Raw genomic sequence first — 19,120 nt, 5'->3', positions numbered from 1 at the left:
AATTGTAGTAAATAAATATTTATTAAACTATATTTGCTACAAAATTGACCTTTCATGTATTTATAATAGAAATGTGTGTGGAGGGTGAGTTCTCAATTTAAACTCCAATGCGGTAATTGACTGCTTCAAGTAACAATATTCAACATTTTTATGTGAGAAGTTTTATACCTAAAATATAATCCCAAATTGAATTCGATATTATTGGGATATATGTGAAATTTTCATTGCTCCCCGCGAAAAAAATATTGAGATTGCACGCTGCAAAAGCTTCAAGAATAATTTCTGAATTAATCAGTCATCCTAATATTTGCAAAAAATACAGCAGGTAGGATAACAAATGTATTAGGAAGAATTTAGTCCGGAAATAATTTCACCAAAAGTATTTGGTTAATAACTTACGTACACAAATTACACAAGATTAATCCTATTACGAGTTTCTACTAATTATTAATTCTGCTCAACCCCCGATAAATTTTACAACTATACGTAGATTTTGAGAGATAGAAATAAGAAACTCAACTCCACAATACTTTTGTATCCGAAAATCTAAACTACGACCTGTTTTCAAAAGCAAGTTAATCCAAAACACACAACTAGTTTAGTCATAACCTTAAAGATTCATTATTTCAGACTGTCAGTAGATGCCATACAACATGGTTTCTATGATACAGATTACTATAAAATCCTGAAAAAAGTTAGTGATAAATATAAATTTTATCCCCAATCTTTGAAAAAGATCGGAGCAGTCACTTATTATTTTATTGTATTTTTAAATAATCATTGAATTGTTTGCTTTTTAAGTATAAGCACTTAATTAAATCATAATTAGCTCATTTTCAGTGGTTGTATTATTATTGTCATCAATATTTATATTGTAGTTTGATTATTCAGGCAAAAACTAAGGTTTTACCGTATTTTTATATACAATAAGTTTTTATATTTGAGGTATCTAAAATTTATTTTCAAAAATACCAGGTATGAATTTACACATATTTTTATGAAAGCTTATAATTTTTTATGTTTGACTTTTATTCTTGAAAGTGAATTAAAGCAATACTTTGAGAATTTTTATTTTACAAAGCTTGTATTTTAATTGAATCATTTATTACCTAGAATTATGATCATTATTTAAAAATCACAAGTACCAAAATATATATCGATTAATTTAGAAATTAACTTTATATTCTAAGTTAAATTTTGATAAATTAATTACTAGATAGCATTTCTCAAGCTTTATAAAATATTAATAAGCAGCAACTATGCAACTGTTGTTTAAAATACTTTTAATTCAGTATTAATATTTTTTTTCTGTGTATTTTAATTCTTGAAATCATAAGCTCCAATGTTACTTGTATTAAGTGAATGCTTTGCGTTGACTGCAATTGAAGCTTATTAATTAAAATTGCATCTTACTATTTGGTTTTTAAAGACTTGAACTAAAGTATTAGTTCATTTCTTAAATGCGATTATTAGTATATTTTAATTCAACAATTTATCTATTATTAGGTAGCTAATACTTGCGCAAAAAAATGCCCTGTCTAAGATAGGATAGTCTAATTCAGGGGATAGTTTGGACTGAATTGGGTAGATTATTTTTCAGGATATCTTCATCTAATAATGAGTAAAATGATACTAAATAGGCTATTTGTATGAAAAAATTTAGTAGTAAATGTATAAGTTATGTAAATAAAAGCTCCATCAGTTATTAATCAACGTCGATTTCTCTCTTGCTGTAAAGCATTTCTGATACTGCGTATGTTTAAGATAGTGGTACGAGAAAAATTAGATTGAAATTTCTCAAGTGTTTCCAAGGATTTGTCAAAATTCCTGATTATTTGTTCTAGATCCGATTTAGATAACTCAGAAGCTTTCTGTTTGAATTTATAACCAATGTTCGTTAGAGCAGAAGCAGCATCTGAACGCAGTAATTGAGATTCGTGATTTAAAGCTGCAACTATCAAAGGTAAAGTAGTTTTGACTTTACTTCCTTCAAATTCAGAGCCAATATTTGCAAGAGCGATCGCTGCACTGTAACGAACGCGAGGTTTTTTATCTTTTAAAGCTACCACTAGGTCTGGAACAGCAATTTGAGCCTGCTTACCCATACCCCCTAAGGCACGAATAGCATTTACACGAGCTTCGATATTTTTATCTTTAAGGATCTTAACTAAAGTCAATACAACACCATTAAGATTAACAGTCTGAGTTTTGAAAGTATTAGGATTTTGTGTTGGTAACACTTGAATTTGGGTTGTTTGTTCTGCCAAGCAACCTGTTATCGGAAGTATTGGCGATAGCATAGACAAGGTTACAAACCCCACAATCAAAACAGATGATTGCTGTTTTGAAGTTCTTATTCCTACAGTTTTCTTAAATTGTGTTTGCAAGTGATTCGAGCAAATACTTTTCATGAGTCAATTGACGTTAGTACTGTACTTTTATAAGCTCGATCGCTGGCAAACCGCACCTTGAGAACCAAGAAAATTTACTTTATTTTCTTGTTTCCATATAAATTACAAACAAAATTAGGCAGATCGGGATTATTTCAGAAGAATTACAACTAAAGATAGATAATTTTCCCCAAAATTTTACAAGGGATGATGAATTTAGCTGACCGGGGTCTTGTAGATCAAGCAGAGCTATGGATGAATATCTGTAGTCAAAAATTCATGTTTTACTTTACAAAGAACATAAAACAAAAAAATTTCCCTTTGGGAAATAAAGCACCATGTTTGGTTATATTTTCTTTTTGAGAAATTTTTACCCTATGAGATTAAATTTAAAAAGTATTATCATTGCAGTTCATTAGCTGTCACAAGCAAAAAACTAAAGACCTTTATTTTATGTATATAAATTTAAATTCTGTACGGGAGGGATAAAATATCAATAGACAATTGGGTAAATTCATATCTGAGTTTTATGGATTAAGGCACTTTTATGACAATTTTCCCACTCTCTCTGAAGGAAGTATAGTGTTTTAGTGATTAATATTAGTACTATATATGTTTTATTTACTATATATGCTTTATTTGTATAGGACAAAAATCATGGCGATTGACTGTGAATAAAGTTAATCTCAAAGTCGAGCAAGAAAATCTGCGCTTAGATCGCTATCTTTCCCAAGCCTTAGCAGAACTTTCACGTTCTCGAATTCAGCAACTTATAGAACAAGGAAATGTTCAATTAAACCATCAAATCTGCAATTCAAAGAAAACGATTGTTAAGCAGGGAGACAAGATAAGTTTGGAAATACCTCCTCCTGCACCTTTAGAGTTAAAACCAGAAAGTATTCCTCTAAATATACTTTATGAGGACGATCAAATACTGATTCTCAATAAGCCAGCAGGTTTGGTGGTACATCCCGCACCGGGTCATCCTGATGGTACTTTGGTAAATGCTGTTTTAGCACACTGTCCTAACTTACCAGGTATTGGGGGGGTACAACGCCCCGGTATTGTGCATCGTTTAGATAAAGATACCACAGGTGCGATCGCAATTGCGAAAACAGAATTAGCCCATCAGCACCTACAAGCCCAACTAAAAGCTAAAACTGCACGAAGAGAATACTTGGGGATAGTTTATGGTGCACCTTCCCAGAGTGATGGTACTGTTAATTTACCCATAGGTCGTCATCCGGTCGATCGCAAAAAAATGGCTGTTGTCCCTGTGGAGAAGGGTGGACGGGAAGCTATTACTCACTGGCAAATTAAAGAACGTCTAGGTAATTTCACGCTAATGCAATTCCAGTTAGAAACCGGACGCACTCACCAAATTCGCGTTCATAGTACTCATATCGGACATCCAATTGTTGGTGATCCAGTTTATGGTTCCGGTCGTTCCCTGAAAGTAAATCTTACCGGACAAGCTTTACATGCTTGGCGACTTAAATTGATACATCCTATTTCCCAAGAGTGGATGGAATTTTGCGCTCCTTTACCAGAAGAATTTACAAAGCTTCTAACTGTTTTGCAAAAAAGAGTTGCTTTTACTTAAAAATAATCGCTGATTTTATCCCACTACATTTCTGGTTCGGGACATTATTTTGTTCCCCGTTCTCTGTTCCTTTTTTGGAAATTATACTTCTTAACCAACACACTTAATGCGATGAAGATCCACAATTGACAAATGACAATAAAAACAAGAATCATTAGTCTGCGATCGCTAGCAAAAACTTTTTCATCAAAGTCCTGTAACTAACGATCGGTGACTAATGACTAAACGTTTAGACTCCAAGTTGTTATGTCACGCTGAGAATCTAAAAATCTACAATTTGCTTAGATAGATTAACTAAGGTCTGTCTGCTGTTACTTTACGATAGGGAACAGATTTAGCGATATCAATGTTAAACGGAGAAATTCTTTGGGGAGGATTACCCTGAGCATTTACACCCAATGCCATATTCATAAACAAGGATGGATCTCCTGCTTTTGGTTTTTTCTCCTGGGGAGTAAAGCGACGAATTTCGTTTTGCCAAACAATTTGGGGGAAGCCCAATTTGGCACGATAGTATTCATCGTAACGGGGAGACTGAATATTGAAAGGTCTTTCACCTTCAGCTCTTCCAGGTAATGAGCGACGTCGTTGATAGGGAACTGTATCGTAACCAAAGTTATCTAAATACTCGTCACTATCAAGTAAATCATCCACAAAACCTTTTATACCTTTGGTCGCAACCACAATTGACCAAGCAATTTTTTCGCGTTCGCTATAAACATCTCTGCCTAAAACTCTTTGTACGCATTGCTCAACAAAACGGTAGTTGCTATTGAGGTTGTAAAAGCTTCTTTTAAAAGTATCAGAAAGTACTAGACCGCGAATAAAATCTCTAACTGTAATTTGTCCACTCCGAAGTTGAGACTCCAAAAAGCGTTCGCGATCGGCTGCAAAAGCATGGAAGAACATTTGACGATAAGCTGCTTCAATTAAATCATCCATATCGGATGGTGAAAGCAGATTCTCTGTGGAATAGACTTTGGGCTGATCGTCACCGGGCTGTTCATATCCAGCTACTCTCTGGTTTTGACTTGAAGGAGCATAACCCAATAGAGGAATTGACACGCTTTATACCCCCATTTTCTTAATTAAAATTTATAACTTTCAATCACATCTTAAGGGAGCATTAGTAACATAAACTTATAATTATGATAAAAGTTAACGAAACTTAACTGTGCATCCAGTTAAGCTTCTGCTTGTTCAAAATTATACTCCAGGATTAACTCCGTAACTTATGAGTAAAGTCAGGGCTGCGACCCCTACAAACAGTAGTAGTACTCCTGCAACTCTTTTAAGGTCGATTTCTTGGATAAATTTTTCAAAATTAAAAGGTGCGTACGGGTCATAAATGCTCAATATTTTCCCGCTACTGGGAGGCAGTTTATCGCGGTAAAAACTGTCATAACGAGCCATACGGGCAAAAGGTAGTTCTCCTTGGTTGCGCTGCGGCAAAATTCGCCTTCTTTGATAAGGAATTGTCGTATAACCAAAATTACTTAAATATTCATCGCTGTTAAGCAAATCATCGATAAAACCCCTTAGCCCTTTAGTTGCTAGCACAATAGACCAAGCAAGTTTTTCGCGTTCGTCATACACTTTGCGCCCCAAAATTCTTTGGATACACATTTGTACGAAGCGATAGTTGTTATTTGTGTCGTAATTTCGAGTGCGGAAAACATCGGAAGTCGCTAGTCCGCGAATAAAGTCTTTAACTGTGATTTGACCAGCCCGCAATTGAGATTCCAGTGAGGTTTGGCGGTTGCTAGCAATCAGTTGTTGTTCGTTAAAAATTTGGCGATAAGCTGCCAAGATCAAATCATCCATATCTGATAACGATGGCAGATTATCAGTACTGTAAATTCTTGGTTGTTCATCGCCTGGGATCTCAAATCCAGGTACGCGTTGATTTTGGGATGAAGCGGGATAATCTAATAAAGGAATAGCCATATTAGTGCATCTCTAAGTATATGTAGGTTAACTAGGAGACAGAGAGCAAAAGACAATTAGCGTACCAGCAAACAGTTCAATGACAATTGCTCTATTAATACTCAGCCTAGAAGATTTAGGAATCTTTTCCTCCATAGTAGCAATAATCTGTAATATTGTTTCAGTGTAAAACCGAGAATTTGAGCCGAATGGCATCATTGAAAATTCTATTAGTCTACCTTCCTAAAGTGGGTGGTGCTATAACAGTTAGCACATATCAAATCCTTTCTATTTGTCCTAAAAGTTACCAGTAACTTGTGGAAATTATATTTGGGTGGGATTGTGCCCTTGGGGTTTTACTAGTGAATGAATTTATACCAGCAAACGAGCAACTAATTTTGGCCGCAATTCGAGGTGACACAGAAAAAGTAGATACTTTATTGGCTGAAGGCGTTGATGTGAATGCTTCAGGTCGGGGGAAGACGACTGCGTTGATGATGGCAGCTTCGGAAGGTTATTTAAATATTGTGCATAATTTGCTGGCTGCTGGTGCAGACGTAAATATCAAAAATGATTCTGATTATACAGCTGTACTGTATGCTGCAGAATCAAATTACCCGCATATAGTGGCAGCATTAGTTCACAAAGGTGCAGATATTAATGTCACTAACCACTATGGAGAAACAGCTTTAATGTCAGTCGCTCGCCAAGGACATACAGAATTGGTGGAATTACTCATTGCATGGGGCGCAGACATAAATATCACCAATTTTATTGGCGATACAGCTTTATATTTGGCAGCGGAGAATGGTCATGCCTACACAACTCAAACTCTAATAGATTACGGCGCTTGTGTAAATACAGCAAATGTTGTTGGTTGGACCCCATTGATGATGGCAGCAGCAAGGGGTGCGGCTGCAACAGTATCAGTGTTACTAGAAAATGGTGCAGATGTTAGTGCTCGAAACCGTTGGGGAAGTACTGCTTTAAAGGAAGCAAAAAATGCAGCATCCTTTGCAACAATTGAATTATTAAAACGTGCTGGAGCTAAAGAATAAGTAAATAGTTATAAACTGGGAACTTTTGTTTATTTATCTATTTATCTTATTAATTTAAAACCCACTATCAGTCTGAATTATTAATCTAGGCTTATGACCTCCACGGAGTTCGGGACAGTTCTTCGACACTTTTAGCTTTCTTATCTTTCAAAAGATTAAATTAATATGTAAAACCATCATCAAAATTAATAATTTTTAATAAATATAGCTTCGGCGTCGTATAAGAATTAAAAAGGAAAAGAAAGATGTGAATAACTTCAAAAACTAAAATAATCGTCACTATAGAGTTTTTTCAGAATGTTAATTCTGGAAGTTAGTTTCGATATGTGAAGTTTATTTGCATTTTTGTAATATTTTCTCAAGAAAACACCATTATTAACTGGGAGATAGTTTGAATGGCTTTCGGACCAGCATCTAGACTTGGGGTAGCTCTGTTTGAAGATTCAGACCGAGTTGAAATGTGCCCTGGTTGCTCTGCTGATGATAAAGAAATCGTCATTAAAGCAGTTTACAGGCAAGTTTTAGGCAATGCTTATGTAATGGAAAGCGAAAGATTGCCTGTGCCTGAGTCGCAATTAAAAAATGGAGATATTAGCGTTCGCGAATTTGTACGTCAAGTAGCAAAATCTGATTTGTACCGTTCGCGCTTTTTTGATAGCTGTCCCCGCTATCGAGCTATTGAATTGAATTTCAAACATCTTCTCGGTCGCGCTCCTGATAGCTATGACGAGATGAAAGCTCATAGTGCGATTTTGGATAAAGGTACTTTTGAGGATGAAATAGATTCTTACCTTGATAGCGATGAGTATCAAAACGCCTACGGAGAGTACATCGTACCTTACATCCGTGGCTATAAGACCCGTAACGGTCAGAGCATGGTTGAGTTCACTCACATGTTCCAACTTTTGCGTGGTGCTTCCAGTAGTGACTTCAAAGGTAATTTGGCAGGTAAAAAGCCAAGACTAAATTCGCTGGCAATAAATAATACTCCTACTCCCATTGTGCCACCTAGTGGTGCTACCAGTGGTTGGTCTTTCCAAAATCCTGCACTTGGTTCCCGGAGCCGTCATGGTGTGGGAGCTACTGCTGATGGTAAATCATACCGCATTGAGGTTACTGGCTACCGGGCAAAAGCGGTAAATCGGATTTCCAAGTTCCGCAGATCTAATCAAGTCTTTATCGTACCTTTTGATAAGCTTTCAGATGAATACAAGCGGATTCACAAGATGGGTGGCGTGATCGCGAGTATTACTCCTATCAACTAAAGAATCTGTTTGCAAATTAAATTTGGGAAGATTAGGAAATGGCAAGTACAGTATTGGATTATCCAACCGTGGAACTATGGCAAAATAGTTCCATGGAAGAGTTAGAATTAGTTATCCGCTCCGTCTATAAGCAAGTTTTAGGTAATGCTCACGTGATGGAGAGCGAGCGACTAGTAAGCGCCGAATCACAATTATGCGATCGCGCTATTACAGTACGGGAATTTGTGCGTGCTGTTGCTAAATCCGATATGTATCGGGCACGCTTTTTTGAGACTTCAGCGCCCTATCGCTTTGTAGAACTTAACTTCAAGCATTTATTGGGTCGCGCTCCCCAAGACCAAGCGGAAATTTCCGAACATATCCAGCGCTGTAATGAAGCTGGATACGATGCTGAAATCGACTCTTACATTGACAGTGCGGAATATTCAAATGCTTTTGGCGAAAATATTGTCCCCTTCTACCGGGGTAATCGCAGCCAAGTAGGGCAAAAACAAATTGCTTATAACCGAATATTTGAAGTTGTAAGAGGTGCGGCTGAAACTTCCAAGGCTGTTAAAGGGTCGAAGTTAGTTTACTCGGTAGCAGCTAATTCCACTGTCAAAATTAAGCCTAGTAATAGTGCTGCTAGCACCGAAAAAAGATTTAAGATTTTGGTTACAGGTTCTAAGTTTGATAGCCCACGTCGTCGTAGTACCACTGAATATGTTGTATCTGCGACTAAGATGACACCAACAATTCAGCGGATCAATCGTACCAGTGGCAAAATTGTCAGCATTGAAGAGATTTCCTAAGTCTTAAAACAAGATCAGGAGTTAGGAGTGAGAAGTTGAGGCTTTTAATTTATTAGCTTGGGAAATTAGGAAAATCCACATCCAAGATCGCGAATTAACAGATCGTAAATTATTAGTTATAACTTTTGACACCTAACTCCTGGACGTTAGATACTACATATAAAATAAATTAGATATAAATCAAATTAGATGTAAATTAAATTAGGTTTGTGTCTAAAAATATTATTGTTGGAGGAGTATCAAGAATGTCACTTTGGGCTACAGCTTCCACCGCAGCAGAGCTACGTCAAGATGCAAATGAAGACGATTTACAAATAATTATTCGGGCTGTTTATAAACAAGTCTTAGGTAATCAGCACTTAATGGAAGGTCAGCGCCTAAGTGTTGCTGAGTCATTGTTGCGGGATGGTTCTATATGCGTGCGCGATTTTGTGCGTATGGTAGGAAAATCAGAACTTTACAGAACTTTGTTCTTTAATTCTTCTTCTCAGTACCGATTTATTGAGTTGAACTTCAAACATTTCCTCGGTCGTGCACCTCAAGATCAGTCAGAAATTTCTGAACATGTTTGTATCTACAACGAACAAGGATATGATGCTGAGATCGATTCTTATATCGATAGCGATGAGTATCAGTTAAATTTTGGTGAAAATGTAGTTCCTTATCTTCGCAGCACTAGCACTCAAGCAGGTATTAAAAACATTGCTTTTAACCGCACATTTGCTCTGGCGAGGGGTATGGCTAGTAGCGATCGCGACACAAAAGCAAAATTAATTACATCTTTAGGAAGTAATTTATCAACAGCCATTAAGGCTCCAAGTGGACCTTCTGGTGCTGCTAGTAGCCTTGGTAAACGCTTCTTAATTAAAGTTTCCAAAAGTGCTGTCGGCCCAAGACCTCGCTTGAGCAAAATGGAATACGTGGTAGATTATACTCGTATGTCCGAGCAAATTCAAAATATTCACAAAATGGGTGGAAAAATCCTCAGTATTGCTGAGGTAGCTTAGTTTGTGAAGTTTTGGGTTGCGAATTAGGAATCTTGAGGGGAAACTTTGAGAATACTCAAAACTTACCCAAAGTAATTTTCTGCATTTTCTTCTTAAAGAGGGGATAAGTCAGATTGCACTTGCTTCTTGCTTAAAGAATGCACGTAATTCTTCAAAGATTTCGACATTTTAACTTTAACTTTTTCTTTGTCTTTACTTGTATGCCCTCAATGGGAGAGGAGAGAAAGTGTAGCATTTGATGCTAAAAGTTAAGAAAAATCAACGTTATTTTGAGGTGATTTGATGTCTGGTATGCTAACCACCGGTACTGCCGACTTAAGTGATTACAATAGTCGCACCATCATCATTGAAGTAACTGGTGCATTGGGCGATCTAGTGCGTAAAAGTAACTATACTCTCAAAGTCCCTTATAATCGGATGTCTGAAAAAGTGCGGCAAATCAACCGCATGGGTCAGAAGATTGTTAGCATTAGATTAGCATCATCTGTTGGAGCAACAGAATCTGAATAAAGCTCTATCTAGAAAGGTACAGAAGATTTAACATAAACCACACGGTTGGGTGTATGGGTTAATTCCTATACTATCTAAACCTTGCCTTGGCTGAAGGCTATATTACATAACCTTTTGCCAAGGAATACTTTAAAATTATAACTTTTTGCGATCGGCACTTTTGTAACCAAAATTACGAAATTTTCGACAATTTGTTTTATACGGTAGCGATTGCTCTGTCATGCTTGTTATTTGAGATTTGCTGACTCTGAAGTTTAGTTCCGTTAAATCAGCATTTTCTAGAGTTGATACTCAGATATTTGTTGATATTTGGATATTTACTGTTGAGGAAGTAACAGTATGAGAAATTTGTAAATCTTATAATGTTGGCTTGGGGGAAATTATCTGTCCATCGAAAGTGAGGGGCAAAATTCGTTACTTATCAATTTTCTAAAATTAGAAAAGTCAGATTACAAGATTACAGTAATTCAAATCAATCAGCCTAAATTCAATAGGATTAAAGTAAATTAAAAATCTTTAACTCCCGTTACCCTTAAATTTAGAATTTTAAGCTTAAATTTTAAGCCGACGCCTAAAATTTAACGTCTAAAATTGAAGTAAGGAAGTAACCGTGGGGCTCAAATAAAAGAACTTTTAAGTCTGAAAAATCACCAGCCAGTTTTACTTTGAAAGTACCTGACGCGAGTTCCTAGCAATCATGTATTTACATTCAGAACAACCTAAAATGTTGCCGCCACTGGCTGAAAAAAAGATGCGATGTTGGATTCGCAGTCGTCACTTAATTTGTTCCGGTAATTTTTTTATTTTTCAGACAGTTGAATACAGTACTGTTGAAAGATTTACAGAATGTGTAACCTCTCTAGGAGGAAGTTTAATATCCGTCGAACCGATTAACAAAATTTGGATGGGAAATCATCGCCAAGTAATTTTATATCAAGCAAAAGCTAGTTTGCATACTCCCCATCACGATTTAAAACAGTATTGGATCAAGTATGGTGCTTTCTATACTCGATTTGATGAACGTGGATAAGTTAATTTTAGTGATTAAAAATTTAGATTTGAATTAATTTCATAGTCAGTAATTTTAATTGATAACTATGTGTCTATTTGAGATGTAATTTTATTTGATTTTGTATCTCAATATTGATTAATGAAATTTAATCATTGATGAAATTAATATAAGTTTATATTTTTCTGCTTTTAGGCAGAAGATAATTTACATTATTTCTTGTTTAAATATAAATATATCTAAAATATATCTAAAGTCTTTGGGATGATTTTGATATTAAGCTTTTTGTAAAAATTAGCTAGTTTTGATTTTAAATAAAACAGGATAAGAACGAATTTTCTGGTTCAAACTTAGATTGTTAGAAATTTTAACTAATTAAAAAACCAAAAATTGATACATAAATAATAGACATTTGAAGGCCGAACTTTAAATTAAAAGATTTTTGGAGATGGTTTCAATGGTAAGTACTTTTATCAATCCTGCGATCGGTCGCGCCTCAAAATTAGGTGTTGGTTTTTTTGAAGATTCAGAACCATTAGAATATAGAACAGGGTATTCAGAAACAGAATTTGAAACCTTAATTCGTGCAGTATATAAGCAAGTTTTGGGTAACGCCCATATTATGGAAAGCGAACGGCTGAAAGTTCCGGAATCGCAATTAAAAAATGGTGAGATAACTGTACGTGAATTTGTCCGTCAAATAGCTAAATCAGAGTTATACAGTTCGCGCTTTTTTGATAATTATCCTCGTTATCGTTTCATAGAACTTAACTGTAAGCATTTACTTGGTCGCGCACCTAACGATCACGCTGAAATGCAGTATCACATCAAATTGTTACAGGAATCTGGCGTTGAAGCTGAAATTGATTCTTATCTTGATAGTGAAGAGTACAGTAACTTCTTTGGTGAAAATACAGTTCCCTATTATCGGGGTTATAAAACCCAATCAGGAAGAAATATATTGGGATTTACCCACCTTTTCCAGTTGCTTAAGGGTAATGCTAGCAGTGATAAATCCAGCGTATTAGCTACTTACTCAGGTTTAAATAAATCCCTGATGACCAACACTCCATTAGCTGTTATTCCCCTTACTGGTCCTTCTACTTCTCCTCAATTTACAGATATCAACAAACTAGTAGCTGATGTTCTCAAGCTTAACCAGCAAAAAACTTTATTACCAGCTACCAGCAAAAAACAAAGCTCAACATTTCTGGTAGAAGATGAAGTTAGACAACAACAATATCAAGCCTTTCAAAGGACAGAACCAATAGAATTTATATCTGGTGATTCACCTGATGATATTGAGATTGCCATTAGGGCAGTATACCGTCAAGTCCTGGGTAACGCTTATGTAATGGAAAGTGAGAGACTCGTAGTTCCTGAATCTCAACTTAGAAATGGCTTTAGCAGTGTGCGAGAATTTGTTCGTCAAGTAGCGAAATCAGAATTATATCGATCGCGCTTTTTTAACAATTGTTATCGCTATCGAGCAATTGAATTGAATTTTAAACATTTACTTGGTCGCGCACCGGGTAGTTATGATGAAATGAAGTTTCATAGTGCAATATTAGATTCAGAAGGTTTTGAGGCGGATATAGATTCTTACATCGATAGCGACGAGTATATCAATGCCTTTGGGGAGAATATAGTACCTTTTTGTCGGGGTTATAATTCCGAACCAGGTAAAACAATGATTGGTTTTACCAATATGTTCCAACTATTGCGTAGTAATTCTAGTAGTGACAAAGAACTTACTTCTCCAAATAAACCCCGATTAATGCGATCGCTAATTCGCAATACTCCCTTCGGTAAGCAGAAAGTCAGCGATGTTGATGCTATTCTGGCGAAGGTGTTCAAACCAAAAGCAGATTCAGCAGCAAAAATTAATTTGTATGAAGCACAACGTCTGCAACAAGAAAGAGAATTACAGCAAAAAATAGAAGAGCAAGAGAAACAAATAAGTGCTTTAAAAGCTCAACTTTCCGAACTGAGTCCATTTGCAAATATTGGTGCAGCACAACTTAACAGTAGCTGGCAATCTGCTGCTATTGGGGATAACAACAAAGATAACCTGTCCTTACAACAGCAATTAGAAATTCAAAAAACTGAAATTAATTCATTAGAAGCACAAATTGCTGATGCTCGTCGTTTTGCTACTATTGGTGAAGCTCGCTTAAATAAATGGCGCAGTCGGGTTTTTTCTAGTTAAATCTTTTCTAGTTAAATCTTTTCTAGTTAATTAAATACTTTTCTAGCTAAGTTTTTCTAGTTAAATAAACCTCAATTAAGCACACATCTACTAAATACGGCTCTACGTTTTTGAGGTTCTCGATCGCTTCTAGAGACGCGATATGATGACTTCAAGGTCATGCTATTACGCGTCTCTATAAAGGGAGACTTACCCTACAAGCTTGACTCTATAAGTATCATTCACCTCGTGAGAAAGGATATCCGAATTATGGGATTTATATGATGTCTAAGGTTTTTATGATTTTTTCTGAAATTCTGTTTTACATAAGCTGTTTTACATTACGCAGATAAACTGTTTTTATTAACGAGATTCTATACCTTTTGTAAATTTTTTGATTCCACGCAAGTAGAATGTACTACTATTCTCGTAAACATCAAAGTGTCCAACCTCAGGGATGAGTAACAGTTTTTTTGGTACTGGCGCTGCATTATACAGCTCTTTACTCATATCGTAGGGGACGACAGTATCAGCAGTTCCATGGATAAATAAAACAGGTACTTTTAAGTAAGGAACTTTGGAGATTGAGTTAAATCGTTGTGTGAGCAGTAAATCAATGGGAAACAAGGAGAACAAATTATGATGTTTTATTGTTTTTGCCATTGAGGTAAATGAGCTTTGGATAATTAGTCCACCCACTTCAGGATGTTTAACTGCTAAATCGATAGCAATTGCTCCTCCCAAAGATTCTCCATAAATCACAATATCTTTAGGTTGAATCTTTCGATTTTTTACCAAGTAATTCCAAGCTGTTTGACTATCTTGATAAAACTGGGATTCATTGGGATATTGTTTACCTTCACTTTCGCCAAAACCCCGGTAATCAATCACCAAAACCGAAAATCCCAATTTTCGTAACTCCTCAAATTTTTTGACCTGAGAACGGAAACTTTTATTACCAGCAGCACCACAAAAATACAATATCGTTTTGGGCGATCTGATTGTTTTTGCAGGTTTATTTGCAGGTTCATTTGCAACTACATTGATTTTCTCCTCAGATAATGGTGCATCAAACCACCAACCACTTAAATATTCACTTCGAGAGTTTGCAATTGGTATGCGCACTCTCTTGAATTCTGGAGAACTTGGTAATGTTTTAAGTTCCGGACTGGGACGAAATATTAAGTAACGTTGATGTGCAAATAGAAATGAACATGCGCAGGTGTAAATAAATATCAGAAATCCGAAAAAGATAAGTAGCTGTTTGCGACGAAAAAAGTAAAATTTTAACGTGTTTGCCACAGTTGTGTTTCCTGACAGGTTCCTGTAATAACGTCTAGTTGTTGTCCTCACACCATTCAGTCGGATGATACCCATCAACGAAGAAACCCCTCCCCAAAAAGCCTCCCAGAAATCGGGGAGGAAAATTTAAATACTCTTGGGGTGGGATTCTACAAAATAATAGGTAACTGAATCGACCGAACATCATATTTCTAGTTAATCTTTTCTATACAAACTTATAAACATCCGGCATTTATAAATATTCTTAAATAAAACCTCATAATTTAGAGATTTTCCCCAAATTTTCCGGATAAGCAAGTTCGATAAAAAGCTTTTAATTAAGAGGTTAATACTCAGACTAAGGAAAATCATACAAAATCTTGAGGTGTAGTATTTTTTTTGATACTACGTAGTGTTTGTGGCTCACGACCCTATAAAATTGTATTATTATTTACTAGTAATTAAAGGTTAGACAGGTGGTAAACATTAAGTGATGAGAGTTTTAGCTAGTCTGCGAATACCTTCTTGAAGTTGTTGTTTGGTTAATTCTCCATAACCAAAGATAAATTCACCCCTGGAATTATTACATTTTGAGTCGATGTTCAGGTAATTGGGGCTTGCAGGTGTCATTTCCACATTGACTTCTGCAGCACGGTGAATTATTTCTTCATCTGTTAAATTTGTTTGTAAGCAGACCATCAGATGGATACCAGCTTGTTCTCCTAAAATTGTTGCTTTTTTGCCAAAGTAATCCTTCAATGCTTGGACTAAAGTTTGGCGACGTTGGTCATATAGCGATCGCATTTTTCGAATATGTCTTTCTAAATGTCCGGCTTTAATAAACTCTGCAAGTACCTGTTGTTCTAGGATTGGTAAATGACGACCACTCAACCATTTCGCACGGGTAAATATAGAGACTAAGCTCTTTGGTAAAACTAGATACCCTATTCGTAAAGAAGGAAAAAGAACCTTGGAGAATGTTCCCACATAAAGCACACAAGAACCTCTGTCCAATCCTTGCAATGCGGGGATTGGTCGTCCATTGTAGCGATATTCGCTATCATAATCATCTTCAATAATTAGGGTACCGTTTTGTTGTGCCCAAGCCAATAGTTGTAAACGTCGGGGTAAGGATAAAACTGCGCCGGTAGGAAATTGATGGGAAGGAGTAACATAAACTAGCCGAATATTGGGTAATGTCGATTTTTGTATTTGTTCAACGATCAAACCAGACTCATCGACGCCAATTGGTAAAATTTTAGCGCCATGGGTTTGGAATATTAATCTTGCACTCAAATAACCGGGGTCTTCTATGGCAATAATCTCTTCAGGCTCAATTAACAGACGTAGAATTAGATCGAGTGCTTGCTGCGTACCATTGGTAATCAATATCTGATCAGGTTCACAATTTACAGCACGGGAACGCGATAAATAATGAGTAATCTGTTCCCTTAAAGGTTTATAACCTAAGGGATCTGTCGAGTAGTCCAACCAATCTAGATCAGCACTACAATAGCGCGACAGTAATCTACGCCATAATTCGATTGGGAATTGGTCAAAAGCTGGGCGCCCGAAGCGGAATTTTATTGTCAGTAGAGAATCATCGATTTTTGGTACATTATCAGCATAGATTAAAATTCTACCATAGCCGGATAATTTAATTGGACTCCGAGTAACTTTACTGGAAAATTCAATTGGAGTTGAATATAGCAGTTCTTCTGGTAGTTGCTTGCAAACAAAAGTACCACTACCAATAATGGTTTCTAAATAACCTTCACTATTAAGTCGCTCGTAACTTTGGGTAACAGTAGAACGAGAAATTCCCAAAGATTTAGATAAAGATCTGGTTGAGGGAATACGGCTCCCAGGAGGTAGTCTTCCCTTAAGGATAGCTTGACGCAGTCCCTCATAAATCTGTTGGTGTAGCGGGATTGAAGAACTGCTACTGAGTGCAATCGCTACATCCATATTCCCCATTTTTTATTAACTTCCCCCATTCCCTTATTATTCATTGCCTTATTATTAACTATTAAAGCAAAGTGGACTGGCACTAAAAAATTAAATTGGCTCTTGTAACAAACCAATAAGGAAATTAACTTATTCTATATAGATACCAATAAAGTTAAAGTGAACCAAAAGTAATTTTGAGCTTTTATGAAGCCTCCGAGTATGCCTACTGTAAGCAAGATTTGCATCTATCCGATCAAATCCCTTGATGGAGTTGAAGTTAAGGAAGCATCTGTTCTTCCGAGTGGTGCACTTCAAGGCGATCGCGAATTTGCAATGTTTGACGAACAAGGTAAGTTTGTGAATGGTAAGCGCAATCCCAAAGTTCATCAGTTGCGGACAAAATTTATTTTGGAGTCTAAAGCTGTTTCTTTACAGATCCAAGGGAGTGATGAAGAACAAAGCTTTGATTTAGAAACAGGAAAACCAGCTTTGGAGGGGTGGCTGAGTAGTTTTTTTGGTTTTACAGTCAAAGTACGGCAAAATTTATTGACAGGTTTTCCTGATGATACTGTGTCTACTGGTCCAACAATAGTTAGTAATGGGACTCTAAAAGAAGTAGCTTCTTGGTATTCTCATTTAGATGAAAATGACATACGTCGTCAGTTACGCAGTACCATCGAAATTGATGGCGTTCCAGCTTTTTGGGAAGATAGATTATTTTCGGAAACAGGGGATGTTGTTCCATTTCAAATTGGGAATCTGAATTTTTTAGGAGTTAATCCCTGTCAGCGTTGTATCGTTTTCGCTAGAGATGCTGTTACTGGTAAAAATCATCCCAAATTCCAGAAAATATTTATTACTAAGCGTCAAGAAACTTTACCTCAATGGGTAACCACATCTCGTTTCGATCATTTCTATAAACTCACCGTGAATACCAGATTGGCGAGTTCGGAGGTTGAAAATCAAGTTATTCGAGTAGGTGACAAAGTAAATTTAATATCATAGTTTGTCATATCCTGAATATGGAAGCAGAAAAACAGATCGTCATTAGAGAAACAACTGTACGGGAAGATTCAATAATTGCCAAGCATTTTCAGCAAATGTGGCTGGATATAGGAGTTCCCGAAGAATTAATTCACTCAGACTGTGAGAATAATACTGTTAACTTTATCGAACAAGCTCGACAGAATTTATCTTATCAGGGATTTGTTGCTCTTGTTAATGATGTAATTGTAGGTTCTGCAAGTTGTCAACTTTTTGCAGGTTTGTATCCAAATGCTTTAAAAGCAGAGTATCGCAACTACGGATATATTTGGGGTGTGTATGTGGAAAAGCCTTATCGCAGACAAGGAATAGCGAGAAAATTAACTAGAAAAACAGTTGAATATTTGCATAAAATTGGTTGTACCAGAGCGGTTCTAAACGCTTCACCAGAAGGAAAATCCGTATATGAAGGTTTGGGTTTTATTAACAGTAATGCAATGCATTTAGATTTGACTCAGATGTAACTTTACCGATTGGGCTGAATAAATGAAGCAAAAATCAAGCGATTTAATTTTTTCTTCCTCATAACCCTTCTTTTTTAGTTGTTAGGGTAAGCATTCTCAACCTGAATTCGTAAATTATGATCCAGAAACATATTGCAATCCGAGATGCAGAGAACAGAGATATTCCCAGCATCATGGAATTGATTTGCTTAAAAGCTGAATTTGATGGGTTTCCTGAATCTGTAAAAACAACACCTGAAAAACTGAAAGATGATTTATTTGGTCAAAAACCCCTTGCATTCGTCCTTGTCGCTGAAATAGATCGTAATTTAGTTGGTTTTGCTACCTATCACTTTACATACTCAACATTCTTGGCTAAACCTTGTATCTGGTTAGATGATCTATACATTAAGACCGAATACCGAAGTAAAGGGATAGGTGAAGGATTAATCCAAAATTTGTGTAAAATTGCACAATTAAAAGGTTGTGGCAGAATTGATTGGACTGTAGCTGCACAAAATGAAAGAGGAATAAAATTTTATCAAAGGATAGGTGCAAAGATTATTCAAAAAGCTAGACTATGTCGCTTGGATCTTGAAGCAATCTCTCAGAATTCATACCAATAGATTTTTAGATGCTATGAAGATATGCAAGT

General features: G+C 36.1%; 16 protein-coding genes. 11 read left to right on the top strand and 5 right to left on the bottom strand.

Annotated features, from left to right (window positions below):
- Positions 1–1,709: 1,709 nt before the first annotated feature.
- A complete protein-coding gene (locus QNJ50_RS03370; RefSeq protein ID WP_300631966.1) occupies positions 1,710–2,411 on the bottom strand; it encodes a HEAT repeat domain-containing protein in 702 nt (233 codons plus the stop codon).
- Positions 2,412–3,060: 649 nt separating this feature from the next.
- Here QNJ50_RS03370 and QNJ50_RS03365 point away from each other — a divergent pair.
- On the top strand, positions 3,061–3,993 hold the full coding sequence (locus tag QNJ50_RS03365; protein WP_300631965.1) for an RluA family pseudouridine synthase: 933 nt from the start codon (positions 3,061–3,063) through the stop codon (positions 3,991–3,993).
- A 294-nt stretch (positions 3,994–4,287) separates the two neighbouring features.
- Here the strand turns inward: QNJ50_RS03365 and QNJ50_RS03360 are convergent, their stop codons facing one another.
- Both QNJ50_RS03360 and QNJ50_RS03355 read right to left on the bottom strand, forming a co-directional pair.
- Positions 4,288–5,058, bottom strand: coding sequence for a phycobilisome rod-core linker polypeptide (locus tag QNJ50_RS03360; RefSeq protein ID WP_300631964.1), 771 nt, complete (start codon positions 5,056–5,058; stop codon positions 4,288–4,290).
- A gap of 141 nt (positions 5,059–5,199) precedes the next feature.
- Positions 5,200–5,940: a phycobilisome rod-core linker polypeptide gene (locus tag QNJ50_RS03355; RefSeq protein WP_300631963.1), complete on the bottom strand. Its 741-nt coding sequence runs from the start codon at positions 5,938–5,940 to the stop codon at positions 5,200–5,202.
- A 341-nt stretch (positions 5,941–6,281) separates the two neighbouring features.
- Here QNJ50_RS03355 and QNJ50_RS03350 point away from each other — a divergent pair, with 341 nt between their 5' ends.
- The 7 genes from QNJ50_RS03350 (at position 6,282) to QNJ50_RS28540 (ending at position 13,768) form a co-directional block, all read left to right on the top strand.
- Entirely contained in the window at positions 6,282–6,977 is a 696-nt protein-coding gene (locus tag QNJ50_RS03350; RefSeq protein ID WP_300631962.1) for an ankyrin repeat domain-containing protein, read from the top strand.
- 395 nt (positions 6,978–7,372) lie between these two features.
- Positions 7,373–8,242: a phycobilisome linker polypeptide gene (locus tag QNJ50_RS03345; RefSeq protein ID WP_300631960.1), complete on the top strand. Its 870-nt coding sequence runs from the start codon at positions 7,373–7,375 to the stop codon at positions 8,240–8,242.
- A gap of 38 nt (positions 8,243–8,280) precedes the next feature.
- A complete protein-coding gene (locus QNJ50_RS03340) occupies positions 8,281–9,033 on the top strand; it encodes a phycobilisome rod-core linker polypeptide (protein ID WP_300631958.1) in 753 nt (250 codons plus the stop codon).
- 245 nt (positions 9,034–9,278) lie between these two features.
- Positions 9,279–10,040: a phycobilisome rod-core linker polypeptide gene (locus tag QNJ50_RS03335; RefSeq protein WP_300631956.1), complete on the top strand. Its 762-nt coding sequence runs from the start codon at positions 9,279–9,281 to the stop codon at positions 10,038–10,040.
- A 282-nt stretch (positions 10,041–10,322) separates the two neighbouring features.
- Positions 10,323–10,550: a phycobilisome linker polypeptide gene (locus tag QNJ50_RS03330; protein ID WP_300631954.1), complete on the top strand. Its 228-nt coding sequence runs from the start codon at positions 10,323–10,325 to the stop codon at positions 10,548–10,550.
- 697 nt (positions 10,551–11,247) lie between these two features.
- Positions 11,248–11,580, top strand: coding sequence for a hypothetical protein (locus QNJ50_RS03325; RefSeq protein ID WP_058183703.1), 333 nt, complete (start codon positions 11,248–11,250; stop codon positions 11,578–11,580).
- Between the two features lie 436 nt (positions 11,581–12,016).
- Positions 12,017–13,768: a phycobilisome rod-core linker polypeptide gene (locus QNJ50_RS28540; RefSeq protein ID WP_366914205.1), complete on the top strand. Its 1,752-nt coding sequence runs from the start codon at positions 12,017–12,019 to the stop codon at positions 13,766–13,768.
- Positions 13,769–14,110: 342 nt separating this feature from the next.
- On the opposite strand, the gene QNJ50_RS03310 is transcribed toward QNJ50_RS28540, so the two are convergent.
- On the bottom strand, positions 14,111–15,049 hold the full coding sequence (locus tag QNJ50_RS03310; RefSeq protein ID WP_300631951.1) for an alpha/beta fold hydrolase: 939 nt from the start codon (positions 15,047–15,049) through the stop codon (positions 14,111–14,113).
- A 465-nt stretch (positions 15,050–15,514) separates the two neighbouring features.
- Positions 15,515–16,996 carry a PLP-dependent aminotransferase family protein gene (locus QNJ50_RS03305; RefSeq protein WP_300631949.1) on the bottom strand — a complete coding sequence of 494 codons (1,482 nt, stop codon included), beginning with the start codon at positions 16,994–16,996 and terminating at the stop codon, positions 15,515–15,517.
- Positions 16,997–17,182: 186 nt separating this feature from the next.
- Here QNJ50_RS03305 and QNJ50_RS03300 point away from each other — a divergent pair, with 186 nt between their 5' ends.
- The 3 genes from QNJ50_RS03300 (at position 17,183) to QNJ50_RS03290 (ending at position 19,091) form a co-directional block, all read left to right on the top strand.
- Positions 17,183–17,983 carry an MOSC N-terminal beta barrel domain-containing protein gene (locus QNJ50_RS03300; RefSeq protein WP_300631948.1) on the top strand — a complete coding sequence of 267 codons (801 nt, stop codon included), beginning with the start codon at positions 17,183–17,185 and terminating at the stop codon, positions 17,981–17,983.
- Positions 17,984–18,000: 17 nt separating this feature from the next.
- Positions 18,001–18,486, top strand: a complete 486-nt coding sequence (locus QNJ50_RS03295) for a GNAT family N-acetyltransferase (RefSeq protein ID WP_300631947.1) — start codon at positions 18,001–18,003, stop codon at positions 18,484–18,486.
- A 116-nt stretch (positions 18,487–18,602) separates the two neighbouring features.
- On the top strand, positions 18,603–19,091 hold the full coding sequence (locus QNJ50_RS03290) for a GNAT family N-acetyltransferase (protein ID WP_300631946.1): 489 nt from the start codon (positions 18,603–18,605) through the stop codon (positions 19,089–19,091).
- Positions 19,092–19,120: the final 29 nt, after the last annotated feature.

It is taken from the genome of Mastigocoleus sp. MO_188.B34 (assembly GCF_030065675.1).
In the GTDB taxonomy this organism is placed as follows: Bacteria; Cyanobacteriota; Cyanobacteriia; order Cyanobacteriales; family Nostocaceae; genus Mastigocoleus.
The sequence above is the reverse complement of the archived record's forward strand: the minus strand, read 5'-3'. Positions and strand labels throughout refer to the sequence as shown.